The organism is Bradyrhizobium sp. CCBAU 65884 (assembly GCF_028128835.1).
In the GTDB taxonomy this organism is placed as follows: domain Bacteria; phylum Pseudomonadota; class Alphaproteobacteria; order Rhizobiales; family Xanthobacteraceae; genus Bradyrhizobium; species Bradyrhizobium ottawaense.
Window position 1 is genome coordinate 59,118 of record NZ_LBJU01000099.1, and the last position, 14,374, is coordinate 73,491.

Genomic DNA, 14,374 nt, shown 5'->3' on the forward strand with positions numbered 1-14,374 from the left:
CGGCCTCAATCGATGATGTGATAGCCGCCGTCGATGTAGAGCACGCCGCCCGTGATCAGCTTGGCGCCGTCGAGCGCGAGGAACGCGGTGGCGTTCCCGACATCGTCGATGCTGACGAGACTGCGCGCCGGCGCCTTCGACTGCGCCTTGTCCATGAGCTCATCGAACTCGGGAATCCCCGAAGCCGCGCGGGTGGCTAGCGGACCCGGCGAGATCGCGTGCACGCGGATGCCCTTCGGGCCGAGCTCCGCGGCGATATAGCGGACCGAGGCTTCCAGCGCGGCTTTCGCGACGCCCATCACGTTGTAATTCTCCACCACCATCTGGCTGCCGTAATAGGTCATGGTGAAAAGCGTGCCGCCGTTCTTCATCAGCGGCTCGGCGAGATGAGCCATCCGCAAGAACGACCAGCACGAGACGTCCATGGTCTTGAGGAAGCCGTCACGGCCGACGTCGACGACACGGCCGTGCAGCGCTTCCTTCGGCGAGAAGGCTATGGAATGAAGCATGAAATCGAGCTGCCCCCATTCCGACGCGATGCGCTCGAACACCGCCTCGGTCTGCTCTTCGGCCATCACGTCCAGCGGCATGAAGATCGGCGCTTCCACCGCCTGCGCCAGCGGCTGGACATGCTTCTTGGCGCGGTCGTTCAGATAGGTCACCGCGAGATCAGCACCGAGCGCACGAAACGCGCGCGCACATCCCCAGGCGATCGACTGGTCGTTGGCGATGCCGACGATCAGTCCCTTCTTTCCCTTCAAGGCGACCTTGCTGTCCGGAAATACTGGGATCATGACACCCTCTTAGGTCTCGTGTTGATCAACTGACCGTCCATCAATAGCGATAGCGTGTGCTGTGCGATCATCAGCTCCTCGTCGGTCGGAATGACGTAGACGGGGACGCGGCTGTCGGCTGCCGAGATCAGGGGCGCATGGTGAGCGTTCTCATCGGCATCGAGGCGGACGCCGAGCCAACCGAGCTGCTCGGCGATACGTGCGCGGATCGATGCCGAGTTCTCCCCGATGCCGGCAGTGAAGACGAAGGCATCCAGGCCCTGCAAGGCGGCAGCCAGCATGCCCGCGTTGAGGCCGATCCGGTAGACGAAATGGTCGATTGCGAGCCGCGCACGCGGGTCCGTGCTCGCTTCCAGCTCGCGCATGTCGTTGCTGACGCCGGAAAGCCCCTTCAGACCGCAGTCCCGATAGAGGAAGTCCTGCACCTTCGCGGCTGGCATGCCCTTCTCGGCGATGAGATAGAGGATGACCCCGGGATCGATCTGCCCTGGACGCGTTCCCATCGGCAGCCCGTCGAGCGCCGTGAACCCCATGGTACTCTCGACGCTGCGCCCCTCCTTGATCGCGCACATCGAGGCGCCGCTGCCGAGATGGGCAACGATGACCCGCCCCTTGGCGATCTTGGGCGCCACGCCGGGCAGCGCGCGGGCGATGTATTCGTAGGAGAGCCCGTGAAAGCCGTAGCGCCGCACACCCTCGGCATAGAGCTGCTGCGGAATCGCGTAGTGATCGGCGACGAGATCATGCGTGCGGTGAAATGCCGTGTCGAAGCACGCCACCTGCGGCAGCCCAGGGAAATTCGCAAGCAGCGAGCGGATCGGCGCGAGATTGTGCGGCTGATGCAGCGGCGCCAAGTCGACAAGGCGTTCGAGGCGGGAGACGACGCCGTGGTCGATCAGGACCGGGCGGACATGGTCCGGCCCGCCATGAACGACGCGATGACCGACCGCGATCGGCGTAATCCGAAGCTCGTCGCGCAGCCAGTTGCCGGTAACCGACATGGCGGCGGGCACATCGGGCACAGCTTCAACCGAATAGGCGCGATCGGCCAGCGCATCGCCGCTCGCACCGCTGGCGCGCAGGCGCGGGCGGCTGCCGATGCCGTCCATTTGTCCCTTGATCTGACGCCGGAGCGCACCGTCGCCCAATGCCGAATAGACCTGAAACTTGACGCTCGAAGAGCCGGCATTGACGACCAGGATCGTGTCCATGGCGATCACGCGGCCACTGACGGCGCCTTCTGGCGCCGGGCGCGCGCGTAGAGCGCCGCCACAGCACAGGAGGCCATGCGCGCACGCGGCGTATCGGCGCGCGACGTCAGGACGACGGGTACCCGCGCGCCAAGGACAATGCCGGCACCATCCGCTTTGGCGAAATAGGCGAGATTCTTGGCCAGCATGTTGCCGGACTCCAGATCTGGAACGACCAGGATCTGTGCACGACCGGCGACCTCGGACTCGATGCCCTTGATGCGTGCCGCTTCCGGGTCGATGGCGTTGTCGAACGCCAGGGGACCGTCGAGCACGCCACCGGTGATCTGGCCGCGATCGGCCATCTTGCAGAGGGCGGCGGCTTCGATGGTCGAGGGAATTTTTGACGTCACGGTCTCGACCGCCGACAGGATCGCCACGCGCGGCGTTCGGCCAAACCCGGCCTGATTGTAGAGATCGATCGCGTTCTGGATGATGTCGCGCTTGGCATCGAGATCGGGAAAGATGTTGATCGCGGCGTCGGTGACGAAAATCGTCTCGGCATAGGTCGGGACATCCATGACAAAGACATGGCTGATGCGCCGATCCGTGCGCAGGCCGCCGGTCTTTGCCGTGACCGCGCGCATCAACTCGTCGGTGTGAAGGCTGCCCTTCATCAACAGCTCGCCTCTGGCGGCCTGGATGAGCTCCACGCCCTTGGCCGCGGCGTCGTCACTATGGGCGGCATGCACGATCTCGAAGCTTGATATGTCCAGATCGAACCTCGCGGCGGTGTCCCTGATCTTCCCTTCCGGCCCGACCAGGATCGGCCGGATGATCCCCGCGCCGGCGCTGTCGATCGCCCCGCGCAGCGAAGTCTCGTCGCAGGGGTGCACGACGACGGTCGATGTCGGGGGCGCAGCCCTCGCCGCCGCGATCAGCCGGTCGTACTTGCCGCCGGTCTCGTGCGTCATATCGGCCGACATGAGGTCACTCCCGCTTTCGCCAAACCGCGCTACGACGCTCTTGCCTGGGGATCGAATGGCGCGACGTTCGACGTCATCTCGCCCTCTCCGTCCAGGCCAAACAACTCGGCGACTCGCCTCAGGCGATTGGCGCGCTCGCCGGTGATGTCCGCGCTTGCCGAGAGCACCTCGCGCATCGCCGCGAAGGCCGCGCGCCGCCGGTTCATGTCCTCGGGCAACAACCTTGGAATGGCAGCCACGGCGCCCTCGCGGTCGAGCAGCAGCATGAAGAACTGCTCGCGTACCAGCATCTTGAATTCGGACAGGGTCATCCGGGAGCCGGCATGGTCGCGCCTGACCTGGCGCAGCGCCTCGATGCTGCGCTCGTCCACCATGCCGCGCGCGGAGCCGACATAGAGCAGCGCGCGGATAGCAGCCTCCCGCAGGCCGCCGTCACCAATCTTCGCCCTCAACTCCGCAATCCTGCTTTCGAGCATGGCGCGATGCTCGTCCGACATCTCGCGGCGCCGTGTCGGCACGGCGTTGGGGTCGATGCCGACCGCGGCCTGGAGCGCAGGTGAGCCATAGACGTTGAGGAAGAGGGTCTCGCTCAGCGCCTCCTGGGCATCGCGCCAGCTATCGAGCGCATGCACAATCTGCTTCGACACCTGCTCCTGGAAGGCCAGGAACGGATTGTCCTGCGATACCGGCCTGCGCTTCTCTTCGGCGCGATCGGCCGCCGCCTTCACCATGGACATCCATGGATTCTGACTGCTGAAAGCCTCATATTGCATGCGCAGCGGATGCATGCCGCGCGCCCAGTTGGCCGCCTCTGGCGTCACCATCTTCTTGATCCAGGGCTGCACGAATTTCTGATAGGCTGCAAGATTGAGCTCCGAGATGCGCTTGGCGGTGGCGAACCGCCGCTCGTCCTCGGGGGAATTGCCGCCCATGGCCCGGATGTCGCCGAGCGTACGGGCCTCGCAACGCATTACCCATTGTCCCGTTGCAAGGTCGGCGTTGAGCGTCTCGCTGCCCCTCGCCTCGAACGTCGCCTCGTAGAGCCCGGGCGGGAGCACGTCGATCAGGTCGATGTTGCTGGAGAATTCGGCATGCTCCTTGTTGGCGACGCCGCCGGACACGAAGATCCCGAGATGACCGATGCTTTCGTGAATGGTGTAAACGATGGTCTGGCCATATGCCCTGATCTCATCGACGTCGGCGTAGCAGTCGAGAATCCAGTCCAGCGCCTGCTGCGGCGGGGTGACGTTGTCGCCCTTGGAGCAGAACACCACGATCGGCGAGCGGATATTGCGCAGGTCGACCTTCTCCCCGTCCGACATTTCGATCCGGCCGGCGGCGAGGTTGTTGCCGATGAACAGTTCGTCGACGATGAACTGGATCTCTTCGGCATTGAGGTTGACGTGACCGCCCCACCATCGCTCGAAGTCCAGATAACGATCGGCCTCGGTGTCGACTTTGGAATAGACGTTGTATTGCTTGGTCCAGAGCGTGTTCGAGGGGTTCTGGTTCTCGAAATTCTGCACCAGCCAGGCGCCGTCGAACTTGCCGGCGCCGAGATCGCTCGTCAGCGCCGTCAGCCAGCTTCCGCCCAAGAGGCCGCCGGAATAGCGCATCGGATATTTGCCATGGACGCCCGCCCAATATGCGAGCGGCGCGCCGGCGATGATCAGCGGTCCGAATAGCTCCGGCCGTAGCGACGCCAGGATCATGATCGCCCAGCCGGCCTGACAATTGCCGATGACGCAAGGCTTGCCGTCGGCGTCGGGGTGACGGCTGATGACAGTTTCAAGAAACTTCGCTTCGGCTCGCGCAATGCGCTCGATCGTCTGGCCGGGCATGGGTTCGGGCAGAAACCCGATGAAGTAGCAGGGATGTCCCGCCTTCATCGCCACACCGATTTCGCTGTCCGCCTTGAAGCCGCCGATGCCGGGACCATGGCCGGCGCGCGGATCGACGACGACGAACGGCCGCCGCCTCATGTCGATCGCGACATTCTTGGGCGGGATGATGCGCACGAGCGCGTAGTTGACAGGCTCGTCGAGTTTGCGGCCGTCCGTAATCAACTCGGCGGCATATTGCAGCACATGCGGTGCGGTCTGCGCGACGTGCTCGCGATATTGGTCGCCGCGCTGTCGCATGATATCCAGAAACAACACGCTCCGCTGTCCGGCATCGACCAGATACTCCACGGCGGAGGTGACCAACCCCGACATGGGACCGGCAGGCAGCTTCAGATTTTCCATCGCAATCTGACCTCGTTGTCGTGCGAGGCCAGTCAAGGAGAGATGCCACCGGCGACGTTGACATAGGTCAACGGTCGGCGGTTCCGGGCATAGCGGACGCCAGAACCTTAGAACCTTCTAGAGGTAGATCGATAATGTCAGACGGGGAACTGTTTCCGGCCCTTCCGGCTTGACCCGGCATGGATAGGTTCTTCCTCGCGATAATGGTTTCTGCCGTTCTGCTGCTGATCGTGGCGTCCGATCTGCTGGTCAACGGTCCTGGTCTGCAGGAGCCGACGACAGACGTAGCGCGCCTGGTGCCGTCGACCGAACGACTGTTCAGGTGATGGATTGCCGTCGCGGGCGGCTGAATGCCTCACCCTTGTGTGACCGCGGAACATGTGTGACCGCGGAACATTTCGGCCCCCTTCCGACTTCTGCTCACCGCGTCAGCCAAAACGGCCAGCGCGATCCGGACAGGCTCAGCTCCGCTTTGGTAGGGGGAGCTGAGCCACCGTCCGCGTAAACGCGTTTGGCGTTTGTCGCGAGGGAACTAGCCCCCGCTCCGATAGACCTGGATATCGAGATCCCGGATCTTCTTGCGCAGCGTGTTGCGGTTGAGGCCGAGCAGATCGGCGGCGCGGATCTGGTTGCCGCGGGTGGCGGCGAGCGCGGCCGTGAGCAGCGGCACCTCGATCTCCTTGAGGATGCGGTGATAGAGGCCGGGCGGCGGCACGCCGTTGGGAAAGCCCTGGAAGTGCGAGGACAGATACGCCTCCACGGCGCCGCCGAGATTGTCGACGCCCTGCTGGACCGCGGCACCCGGGCTGACCGAGGGCGGCGCGAGCTCGCCATCGATGACGGAAGCCGTGATCACGTCCTGCGGATAGAGCGCGGCGAGGCGCCGGGCGAGGTTTTCCAGCTCGCGCACGTTGCCAGGCCAGCGGTGTTGCTTCAGCCGCTCCAGCGCCAGCACGTCGAGCTTCTTGGGCGGCAGGCCGTCCTTCTCGGCCAGCGCGAAGAAGTGACGGATGAGATCGGGCAAATCCTCGATGCGCTCGCGGAGCGGCGGCAGCCGCAGCGGCACGACGTTGAGGCGGAAGAACAGATCTTCCCGGAACAGGCCCTGCTGGATCAGGACGCGCAGATCCTTGTTGGAGGCCGCGACGATGCGCACGTCGGTCTTGATCGGGGTGCGGCCGCCGACGGTGGTATATTCGCCCTGCTGCAGCACGCGCAGCAGACGGGTCTGTGCCTCCATCGGCATGTCGCCGATTTCGTCGAGAAACAGCGTGCCGCCCTCGGCCTGCTCGAACCGGCCGGAGGCGCGGGTGTTGGCGCCGGTGAAGGCGCCGCGCTCATGGCCGAACAGTTCGGATTCGATGAGGTCGCGCGGGATCGCCGCCATGTTGACCGCGACGAACGGGCCGTTGCGGCGCTTGCCGTAATCGTGCAGCGCGCGCGCCACCAGCTCCTTGCCGGTGCCGGACTCGCCCGTGATCATCACCGTGAGATCGGTCTGCATCAAGCGCGCGAGCACGCGGTAGATTTCCTGCATCGCGGGTGAGCGGCCGACCAGCGGGATCGCCTCCATCTCGGCGTCCTCGTCCGGCGTCGAGACCCGCTCCTTCGGCTCGGCCAGCGCGCGGCCGACGATGGCAATCAGCTCCTTGAGGTCGAACGGCTTCGGCAGATATTCGTAGGCCCCGCGCTCGGAGGCGCGGATCGCCGTCATGAAGGTGTTCTGCGCGCTCATGACGATGACCGGCAGATTCGGCCGCATCTTCTTGATCCGCGGCAGGAGGTCGAAGGCGTTTTCGTCCGGCATCACCACGTCGGTGATGACGAGATCGCCCTCCCCCTGGCTGACCCAGCGCCACAGCGTTGCGGCATTGCCGGTCAGCCGCACTTCATAGCCGGCGCGGGACAGTGCCTGATTGAGAACGGTGCGGATGGCGGTATCGTCATCGGCTACGAGAATGCTACCTGCGGGCATCGTTAATCCTCATTTCGCCCCCTGTGACGCAGGCGACGGCTTCCCGGCAGAGTCGGCGCGACTGCTTTGATCGGCATGTTTCACCGATGTGGAATACATCGGCATCAGCACGCGGAAGGTGGTCTTGCGCGGCTGAGATTCGCATTCGATGATGCCCCCGTGATCGCCGACGATCTTGGCGACCAGCGCCAGGCCGAGCCCCGAGCCGGTCTGCTTGGTGGTCACGAAGGGATCGAACAGGTTGGGCAGAAGATCGTCGGGCACGCCTGGTCCGTTGTCCTTCACGCAGAATTCGAGCGGCAAGGATACCCGGGATTTTTGACCGGGGACTGACAGGCGCACGCCGGGGCGGAACGCGGTGGTGAGCTGGATCTCGGCGTCGGGGACGTCGATCAAGGCTTCTGCGGCGTTCTTCACGAGATTGAGGAACACCTGGATCAACTGGTCCTGGTTCGCCAGCACCGGCGGCAGCGAGGGATCGTAGTCCTCGATGAAGCGGATGTTGCGGGCAAAGCCGGACTGCGCCAGCCGCTTGACGTGGTCGAGCACCGAATGGATGTTGACGGGGCCGCGCAACACGGGACGCTCGTCGCCGAACACCTCCATGCGGTCGACCAGCGTCACGATGCGGTCGGCCTCGTCGCAGATCAGGCGCGTCAGCATGCGGTCCTCGGACGAGGCCTGCTGCTCGAGAAGCTGCGCCGCGCCGCGGATGCCGGAGAGCGGATTCTTGATCTCATGCGCCAGCATCGCGGCCAGTGCGATGACCGAGCGCGCCGCGCTGCGATGGGTGAGCTGGCGGTCCATCTTGTCGGCGATGGAGCGCTCCTGCAGCATCACCACGATATGGCCGGGCCGCTCGGTCAGCGGCGCGACATGCAGATCGACCTGGCGGTCGCCGCCCATCCGCGGCGTGCCGAGATCGACCTTGTATTCGTTCACCGGCGAGTTCGACGAGCGCACCTGGTCGATCAGCGCCAGCAAGGGGCTGCCGAACGGCACCAGCTCTTTCAGCGACTGCCGCTTCAGGAACTGCGTCGAGATGTCGAAGAAGGCTTCGGTCGCGATATTGGCGGCGACGATCTTGCCGTCCGGCCCGATCATGAGCACGGGATTGGGCAACGCATCCAGGATCGCGTCGCTGTCGGCAGGCCGGCGATGGTCAGCGGCGGAGCTCATGCAGCAGCGCTCCATCCGAAATCGTCGAAGGCATCCTGCAGCGACTGGTGGACGAGGCGCGGATCCTCCGAGGTCAGGATCTTCTGACGCCAGGATTTCAGCTTCTCGACCGGAGCGCCGCTCGCAGCCGCGGCGACGTCGAGCGCCCAGCCGAGATGTTTTCGGGCGTGCTTGAGGCCTACGCGCAGGCCGTAAAGCGCGCAGACGCCTTCATAAAGCGTGCGGACGTAATGCAGCTGGGTGGCAAGCGTCGGCATGGCCTCAGCCACCCCGCCGTTCAGGCGGCGGCCGATCTGGCCGGGCAGCCAGGGTTGGCCGTGTGCGCCGCGGCCGATCATCACGGCATCGGCGCCGGAGGCCTCGAGCGCCGCAAGCGCTTTGTCGTAAGTCGTGATGTCGCCGTTGACGACGAGTGGAAGGCAGGTGGCCTCGCGCACGGCGCGGATCGCATCCCAATCGGCCTCACCCTTGTAGAACTGGCTGCGGGTGCGGCCATGCACCGTGACGAGCTTGACGCCGGCGGCTTCCGCGCGCCGCGCCAGTTCCGGCGCGTTGCGGCTGCGGTCGTCCCAGCCGAGCCGCATCTTCAGCGTCACCGGCACCTTCACCGCCGCGATGGTCGCATCGATCAGGCTGACGGCATGGTCGAGGTCGCGCATCAAGGCCGAACCGGACTGGCCGCCGGTGACATGGCGGGCCGGACAGCCCATGTTGATGTCGATGATGTCGGCGCCCTCGGCTTCCGCGATCCGGGCGCCCTCCGCCATCCAGTGCGTTTCGCACCCGGCGAGCTGGACCACGTGCGGGCCGATCCCGGTGGCTTCGCAGCGCAACCGGGACATCCGGTGGCCGCTCGCGAGCTCATCGCTGGCCGTCATTTCGGACACGACGAGACCCGCGCCAAGCTCGGCAGCCAACCGGCGGACGGGCGAGTCCGTCACCCCCGACATCGGTGCCAGGAAGACCGGGGTGGCGACATTAATATCGCCTATTTTCAACGGCTTAGAGCCGGATGCTGCCGAACCGGTCACAGGGGTCTCGTTGACTGGGCAGGGCCTCATCGCGCCTGCCATGACCTATCTTGCGCACAATTCTTGTGCAGTCAAGCGCCATGCCTACAGTTTAGACAATTCTGCAAATCTTTCAAGTGCAGTGCAGCAAAATGCTGTTTCCAACAATCCGGGGAAACCCCCTTTTTTTGCGGGCCTGCCGTGCTAGAGGCATGCGGCAATCACCCCACTCCCCGACTCTTCATCACCAACTGAGTATTCGAGTCCTATGGCGAAATCACAACGCACCGCAGTCGTCCTCGTGGCAGCCGGGCGTGGACTGCGTGCAGGCGCCGGCGGGCCGAAGCAATATCGCGAGATCGGCGGCGTGCCCGTGATCTATCGCGCCATGGAAGCCTTCAGCCGCCACGCCGACGTGTTTGTGGTGCAGCCGGTGGTGAACCCCGATGACAGCGCCATGTTCACGGCCGCGGTCGCGGGGCTCAAGCATGAGCCGCCGACCAATGGCGGTGCGACCCGGCAGGCCTCGGTGCTTGCCGGCCTCGAGGCGCTGGTCAAGTACGGGCCCGACATCGTGCTGATCCACGACGCCGCGCGCCCCTTCGTCTCGGAAGGATTGATCTCGCGTGCGATCGAGGCGGCGAGCCGCACTGGCGCTGCGATCCCCGCCGTTCCCGTCACCGACACCATCAAGCTCACCGGCGATGGCGGCAATGTCGAGGGCACGCCGGACCGCGCGCGCCTGCGAATCGCGCAGACGCCGCAATCCTTTCGTTTCGACGTCATCCTCGAAGCGCACCGTCGCGCGGCGAAGGACGGCCGCAGCGATTTCACCGACGATGCCGCGATTGCCGAATGGGCGGGATTGACGGTTGCAACCTTTGAAGGCGATGTTGCCAACATGAAGCTCACCACTCCCGAGGATTTCGTGCGCGAGGAAGCGCGCCTGGCTGCCCAGCTCGGCGATATCAGGACCGGCACCGGCTATGACGTGCACGCCTTCGGCGAAGGCGACCATCTCATGCTCTGCGGCGTACGCGTGCCGCACACCAAGGGTTTTCTCGCCCATTCCGACGGCGACGTCGGCCTGCATGCGCTGGTCGATGCCATCCTCGGCGCGCTCGCCGACGGCGACATCGGCTCGCACTTTCCGCCGAGCGATGCGAAATGGAAGGGCGCCTCCTCCGACCAGTTCCTGAAATACGCCATCGAGCGCGTCACCCAGCGCGGCGGCCGCGTTGCCAATCTCGAGGTGACCATGATTTGCGAGCGGCCGAAGATCGGCCCGCTGCGCGACACCATGCGCGCGCGCATCGCCGAGATTTCCGGCGTCGACATCTCGCGCGTCGCGGTGAAGGCGACCACCAGCGAGCGGCTCGGCTTCACCGGCCGTGAGGAAGGCATCGCGGCCACCGCGAGCGCCACCATCCGTCTTCCCTGGAGCGTCTAGGCCATGGGCGGCAGCGACGCACGCGCCCTCTCCCGCTCGCTGCTCGACCTGTGCCGGATGCGCAAGCTGACGATCGCGACGGCTGAATCCTGCACCGGCGGCCTCGTCGCCGGCGCGCTGACCGATATCCCCGGCTCCTCCGATGTGATCGACCGCGGCTTCGTCACCTATTCCAACGACGCCAAGCGCGCGATGCTCGGCGTCGAAGCCGGCACGCTCACGAACTTCGGCGCCGTCAGCAAGGAGACCGCGACCGCGATGGCGGTCGGCGCGCTGGAGCGTGCCGGCGTCGATCTCGCCGTCGCCATCACCGGCATTGCCGGTCCCGGCGGCGCGACGCCCGGCAAGCCGGTCGGTCTCGTGCATTTCGCCGTCGCCGCGCGCGACGGCCGCATCATCCACCGCGAGCATCGCTTCGGCGCGATCGGCCGCAGCGCGGTCCGCGCCCGTTCGGTGGTCGAGGCGTTGCGCATGCTGATGGATCTGGCCCGCGGCCCGCAAGTTGCCGCCAAGCCGAAACGCGCCGCCGCAGTCACCCGCTTGCGCCCGCGCGTGACACGCTCGCCGCGCCGACATGTGGCCAAACGCCGGACGCCACGGTCGCCGCGGGGCTGAGCACCCCCGCTTACACCTTGCGCGCAATCACACGGATCGCAGCCAGATTGGCGCGATGCTGCTCGAACACCCGCCGCATTGCCAGCACCCGGCGCCGCGCCGCCCGATCCAGCAGCAGGTTCCTGGCGAGCCGCAACGCGCCCACCAGGCCCTCGTCCTGCACCAGGCGCCGGGGTCGGAGCAGATGCATCGGCGCGAACTCGACCGCCTCGATCTGAAAGCCGACGCTCTCCAGCAGCCCTCTCCATCCTTCGCCGGACAACGGACGTGCCCCGACATGGATGGCTCCGGAGAGCGCGCGATCGATCTCCTGCCTTTGGCCGAACGGCATGTCGTCCGGCGTCACGGCGAGCTCGTGGATGCCGTAACGCCCGCCGGGGCGAAGCAGCCGGAACGCCTCCGCCGCGATGCGGCGCTTCTGCTCCTGGGTCTGCATGCTCAACATCGCCTCGCCGATCACGATCGACGCAGAGCCGGCCGGCAAGGTCGTCTGATCGGCGGTCCCGACGACGACCGAGACGTTTCCCTTCGCCGGAAGCTGCCGGCTCGTCCACGCGGCAGCCTGCGCATCGCGCTCGACGCCGACATAGCGCCGCGGGCCTCGCTCCAGGATCAGGCGTGCGGTGACGCCGAGCCCCGGCGCAAACTCGACGACATCATCTTCGGCGCCGATCACCAGCCCGTGCAGCAGCGCGCGCGTCAGGCCAAGCCCGCCGGGACGCAGCACGCGCTTGCCTAGCCGGGCCAGCAGCCAATGGCCCGGCATCTTCGCCACGTCGAGATCAGCGCCCGGCAGTTCGACCGATGGCATCGTGTGGTCTGCAATCATGGGTGTCTCCTTTGCAAGTTAGAACCGCGCCCGGATGCCGCCGTAATAGCCGCGTCCGTCGCCGGGGATGAACGCGGCCTGGTCCGGCCGCGCCTGATCGACGATCAGGGTCGACGCGGCATAGGTCGCGTTGAACAGATTGGTGATCTCGCCGAATACCGCGAAGCGCTCGCTGATCCGGTATTCGGTGCGCAGATCGGCGACCACGAACGGATCGGCAAACAGCGTGTTCATGTTGTCGACCGGCATGTGGCCGGGGCTCCAGCGCACCGCGCCTTCCAGCTTCCAGGCGTCGGTCGCCTGATATTGCAGGACCGCGTTGACGAGATGTGGCGGCGCGCCCGCCAGACGGTTGTTGCCGCGCAGCGGATCGTTGTCGAAGCGGAAGTCCTGGTAGGTGTAGGCGACGCGGCCGGTCAGCCGCGGCGTGATCCTGACGCCGAGGCCGAGCTCGACGCCGAGATGCGTGGTGCGGTCGGCATTGAACGCCGCCATCAGCGCGCCGGTGGAGTCGCGCAGGCTCAAGAGCTCGTTGTCGACCCAGGAATAGTAGCTGACCGCGTCCCACGACAGGATGCCGGCGCGGCCGCGCCAGCCGCCTTCGACGGTGGTGGCGGTCTGGGCCTTCAGATCGGGCGTCGCGAATGCCGCTGCGACGAGGCCCGGATTGCCCGGCGTCGGCCGCCCGGCACTGCTGTTCGGCGTCCCGTTGACCGTCGCGAGCAGATCGTCATGCGAGGGCGGCTCGAAGCTGCGGCTGACCGCGGCAAAGATGGTTTGGCCGGCCACGGGGCGGAAGGTCACGCCGAGGCTGGGGCTCCACGCCGAATAGCTGCGCGCATAGCTCGAGCTCTGCGTCGGCACCGCGCCGTTCGGCAGCAGCATCGTCGGATTTGCCGGATTGTAGGCAATCGTCGGCCGCGTCGCACTCCGGTAGACGTCGTCATTGTCGCGCGTGGCGTAGCCATAGGCGATCGCCGGCGAGACGGTGATCCGGTCCCAGACCGGCAGATTGAGGCCGGTATGCAGCGCCAGCGTGGTGGCATCGAGCCGGCTCTCGCCGAACTTGGCGCCGGTCTGCCCGGCCTGGTTGATGAAATTCTCCCGATCCGCCGATCCCACCGAATATTGCGCGGTCGTTTCGAGCAGCGGTAACGCCGCCGCGCTGTCGGGCTTGTAGGCGTAGCGGAAGACGCCGGTCGCATCGTCACCCCGCGTGGCGCGAACGCCTGAGGAGATCGGAAAGCGGAACATGTCGTCGGTGTGGCTATAGCCGAGCGCGACGTCGAACAGATGCGCATCGAACGTCGCGGTGGTCCGCGAGCCCGCCACGAACTGCTCGGCCTCGCGGCGCGGCCGGTCACGCACGACGTTGGGGCCGGGATTGATCGAGGTCGACGGCGGGATGAAGGTCGGCCCGGCAAACACCTGCCGCGGATTGGTCTGCATTGCGCTCTTGGTCAGCGGTCCCGCCACATCGAAGCCGAGATCGGTGTAGCCGATGAAGAAGCGCGTGCTGACGTTCTCGGACAGCACGGCGCCGACATTGGCATTGAAACTGCTGCGCTCGGAGCTGTTGTAGTCGCGAAAGCCGTCGCGACGGCTGAAATCGGCCTGCACCAGCGCGTCCACATTGTCTTTCCTGCCGCCGGTCTGCGCGCTGGCATTGATCTGGCCGAAGCTGCCGCCGCTGATGGCGGCCTGCGTGCCCGGCGAGGACGATCCCGTCGGCGATATGAAATTCAGCGCACCGCCGAGCACGGTGGCGCCGAGGCGGTTGGCGATGTAGCCGCGATAGACCTCGATGGCCTCCGCCTGTTGCGGGTTGGCGAAGCCGACGATGTAGGAGCCGTCCGCCCGGTTGATGGGCAGGCCGTTCTGGAGCACCAGCAGCCCGCGCTCGACCGGATTCTGCTGCAGACCGGAGCCACGGATCTGGATACGCGGCTGGTCGTTGCCGCCGAAGAAGTTCTGCACCACGACACCGGGAACCCCGCTGAGGGCACGCGACGCGGTCGGATTGCCGGTGGGTGAGAGATCCTCGCGCCGGACCAGCGCGACGCCGCCCGCGAGCGCCTCGAAGCGCTCCTGCACCGATGC

12 protein-coding genes are annotated in these 14,374 nt (G+C 66.0%); 3 read left to right on the plus strand and 9 right to left on the minus strand.

The features are described from left to right. Positions 1 to 5 precede the first annotated feature (5 nt). The 4 genes from fabI to XI03_RS09570 are packed head-to-tail and all read right to left on the minus strand — an operon-like array spanning position 6 to position 5,216. Complete coding sequence (gene fabI, locus XI03_RS09555; protein WP_271591964.1) at positions 6 to 794, minus strand: enoyl-ACP reductase FabI; 789 nt, start codon at positions 792 to 794, stop codon at positions 6 to 8. Beyond that, positions 791 to 2,005, minus strand: a complete 1,215-nt coding sequence (locus tag XI03_RS09560) for an acetate/propionate family kinase (RefSeq protein WP_271591965.1) — start codon at positions 2,003 to 2,005, stop codon at positions 791 to 793. The genes fabI and XI03_RS09560 overlap by 4 nt, the downstream gene beginning before the upstream one ends. A gap of 5 nt (positions 2,006 to 2,010) precedes the next feature. Further along, positions 2,011 to 2,970 (minus strand): phosphate acetyltransferase, encoded by a 960-nt coding sequence (locus tag XI03_RS09565; RefSeq protein ID WP_038946756.1) that lies wholly within the window; start codon positions 2,968 to 2,970, stop codon positions 2,011 to 2,013. Positions 2,971 to 2,999: 29 nt separating this feature from the next. Next, positions 3,000 to 5,216, minus strand: a complete 2,217-nt coding sequence (locus tag XI03_RS09570) for a DUF3141 domain-containing protein (RefSeq protein ID WP_038946754.1) — start codon at positions 5,214 to 5,216, stop codon at positions 3,000 to 3,002. A gap of 179 nt (positions 5,217 to 5,395) precedes the next feature. Between XI03_RS09570 and XI03_RS09575 the strand changes: the two genes are divergently transcribed. Next, positions 5,396 to 5,542 carry a hypothetical protein gene (locus XI03_RS09575; protein WP_162832222.1) on the plus strand — a complete coding sequence of 49 codons (147 nt, stop codon included), beginning with the start codon at positions 5,396 to 5,398 and terminating at the stop codon, positions 5,540 to 5,542. 206 nt (positions 5,543 to 5,748) lie between these two features. On the opposite strand, the gene ntrC is transcribed toward XI03_RS09575, so the two are convergent. Genes ntrC through dusB form a run of 3 tightly spaced genes read right to left on the minus strand, consistent with a single transcriptional unit; the run spans position 5,749 to position 9,368 of the window. Continuing rightward, positions 5,749 to 7,191: a nitrogen regulation protein NR(I) gene (gene ntrC, locus XI03_RS09580; protein ID WP_028144677.1), complete on the minus strand. Its 1,443-nt coding sequence runs from the start codon at positions 7,189 to 7,191 to the stop codon at positions 5,749 to 5,751. Positions 7,192 to 7,200: 9 nt separating this feature from the next. After that, a complete protein-coding gene (locus tag XI03_RS09585) occupies positions 7,201 to 8,370 on the minus strand; it encodes a two-component system sensor histidine kinase NtrB (RefSeq protein WP_028144678.1) in 1,170 nt (389 codons plus the stop codon). After that, the gene (dusB, locus tag XI03_RS09590) at positions 8,367 to 9,368 is read right to left on the minus strand and encodes a tRNA dihydrouridine synthase DusB (protein ID WP_271591968.1); all 1,002 of its coding nucleotides are present in this window, start codon (positions 9,366 to 9,368) and stop codon (positions 8,367 to 8,369) included. The genes XI03_RS09585 and dusB overlap by 4 nt, the downstream gene beginning before the upstream one ends. 280 nt (positions 9,369 to 9,648) lie before the next feature. Here dusB and XI03_RS09595 point away from each other — a divergent pair, with 280 nt between their 5' ends. After that, entirely contained in the window at positions 9,649 to 10,830 is a 1,182-nt protein-coding gene (locus XI03_RS09595) for a bifunctional 2-C-methyl-D-erythritol 4-phosphate cytidylyltransferase/2-C-methyl-D-erythritol 2,4-cyclodiphosphate synthase (RefSeq protein ID WP_271591966.1), read from the plus strand. A gap of 3 nt (positions 10,831 to 10,833) precedes the next feature. Beyond that, on the plus strand, positions 10,834 to 11,445 hold the full coding sequence (locus tag XI03_RS09600; protein WP_038946748.1) for a CinA family protein: 612 nt from the start codon (positions 10,834 to 10,836) through the stop codon (positions 11,443 to 11,445). 10 nt (positions 11,446 to 11,455) lie between these two features. Here the strand turns inward: XI03_RS09600 and XI03_RS09605 are convergent, their stop codons facing one another. Both XI03_RS09605 and XI03_RS09610 read right to left on the minus strand, forming a co-directional pair. Beyond that, positions 11,456 to 12,274 carry a class I SAM-dependent methyltransferase gene (locus tag XI03_RS09605; RefSeq protein WP_246554092.1) on the minus strand — a complete coding sequence of 273 codons (819 nt, stop codon included), beginning with the start codon at positions 12,272 to 12,274 and terminating at the stop codon, positions 11,456 to 11,458. 18 nt (positions 12,275 to 12,292) lie between these two features. Further along, a partial coding sequence (locus XI03_RS09610) for a TonB-dependent receptor family protein (RefSeq protein ID WP_271591967.1) occupies positions 12,293 to 14,374 on the minus strand: 2,082 nt, incomplete at its 5' end.

What these genes read in the sequence shown, in the direction of transcription:
- XI03_RS09565 (WP_038946756.1), bottom strand. Translation starts at nt 2,970, where the DNA reads ATGTCGGCCGATATGACGCACGAGACCGGCGGCAAGTACGACCGGCTG.
- XI03_RS09600 (WP_038946748.1), top strand. Translation starts at nt 10,834, where the DNA reads ATGGGCGGCAGCGACGCACGCGCCCTCTCCCGCTCGCTGCTCGACCTG.
- XI03_RS09560 (WP_271591965.1), bottom strand. Translation starts at nt 2,005, where the DNA reads ATGGACACGATCCTGGTCGTCAATGCCGGCTCTTCGAGCGTCAAGTTT.
- XI03_RS09570 (WP_038946754.1), bottom strand. Translation starts at nt 5,216, where the DNA reads ATGGAAAATCTGAAGCTGCCTGCCGGTCCCATGTCGGGGTTGGTCACC.
- XI03_RS09605 (WP_246554092.1), bottom strand. Translation starts at nt 12,274, where the DNA reads ATGATTGCAGACCACACGATGCCATCGGTCGAACTGCCGGGCGCTGAT.
- fabI (WP_271591964.1), bottom strand. Translation starts at nt 794, where the DNA reads ATGATCCCAGTATTTCCGGACAGCAAGGTCGCCTTGAAGGGAAAGAAG.
- ntrC (WP_028144677.1), bottom strand. Translation starts at nt 7,191, where the DNA reads ATGCCCGCAGGTAGCATTCTCGTAGCCGATGACGATACCGCCATCCGC.
- XI03_RS09585 (WP_028144678.1), bottom strand. Translation starts at nt 8,370, where the DNA reads ATGAGCTCCGCCGCTGACCATCGCCGGCCTGCCGACAGCGACGCGATC.
- XI03_RS09595 (WP_271591966.1), top strand. Translation starts at nt 9,649, where the DNA reads ATGGCGAAATCACAACGCACCGCAGTCGTCCTCGTGGCAGCCGGGCGT.
- XI03_RS09575 (WP_162832222.1), top strand. Translation starts at nt 5,396, where the DNA reads ATGGATAGGTTCTTCCTCGCGATAATGGTTTCTGCCGTTCTGCTGCTG.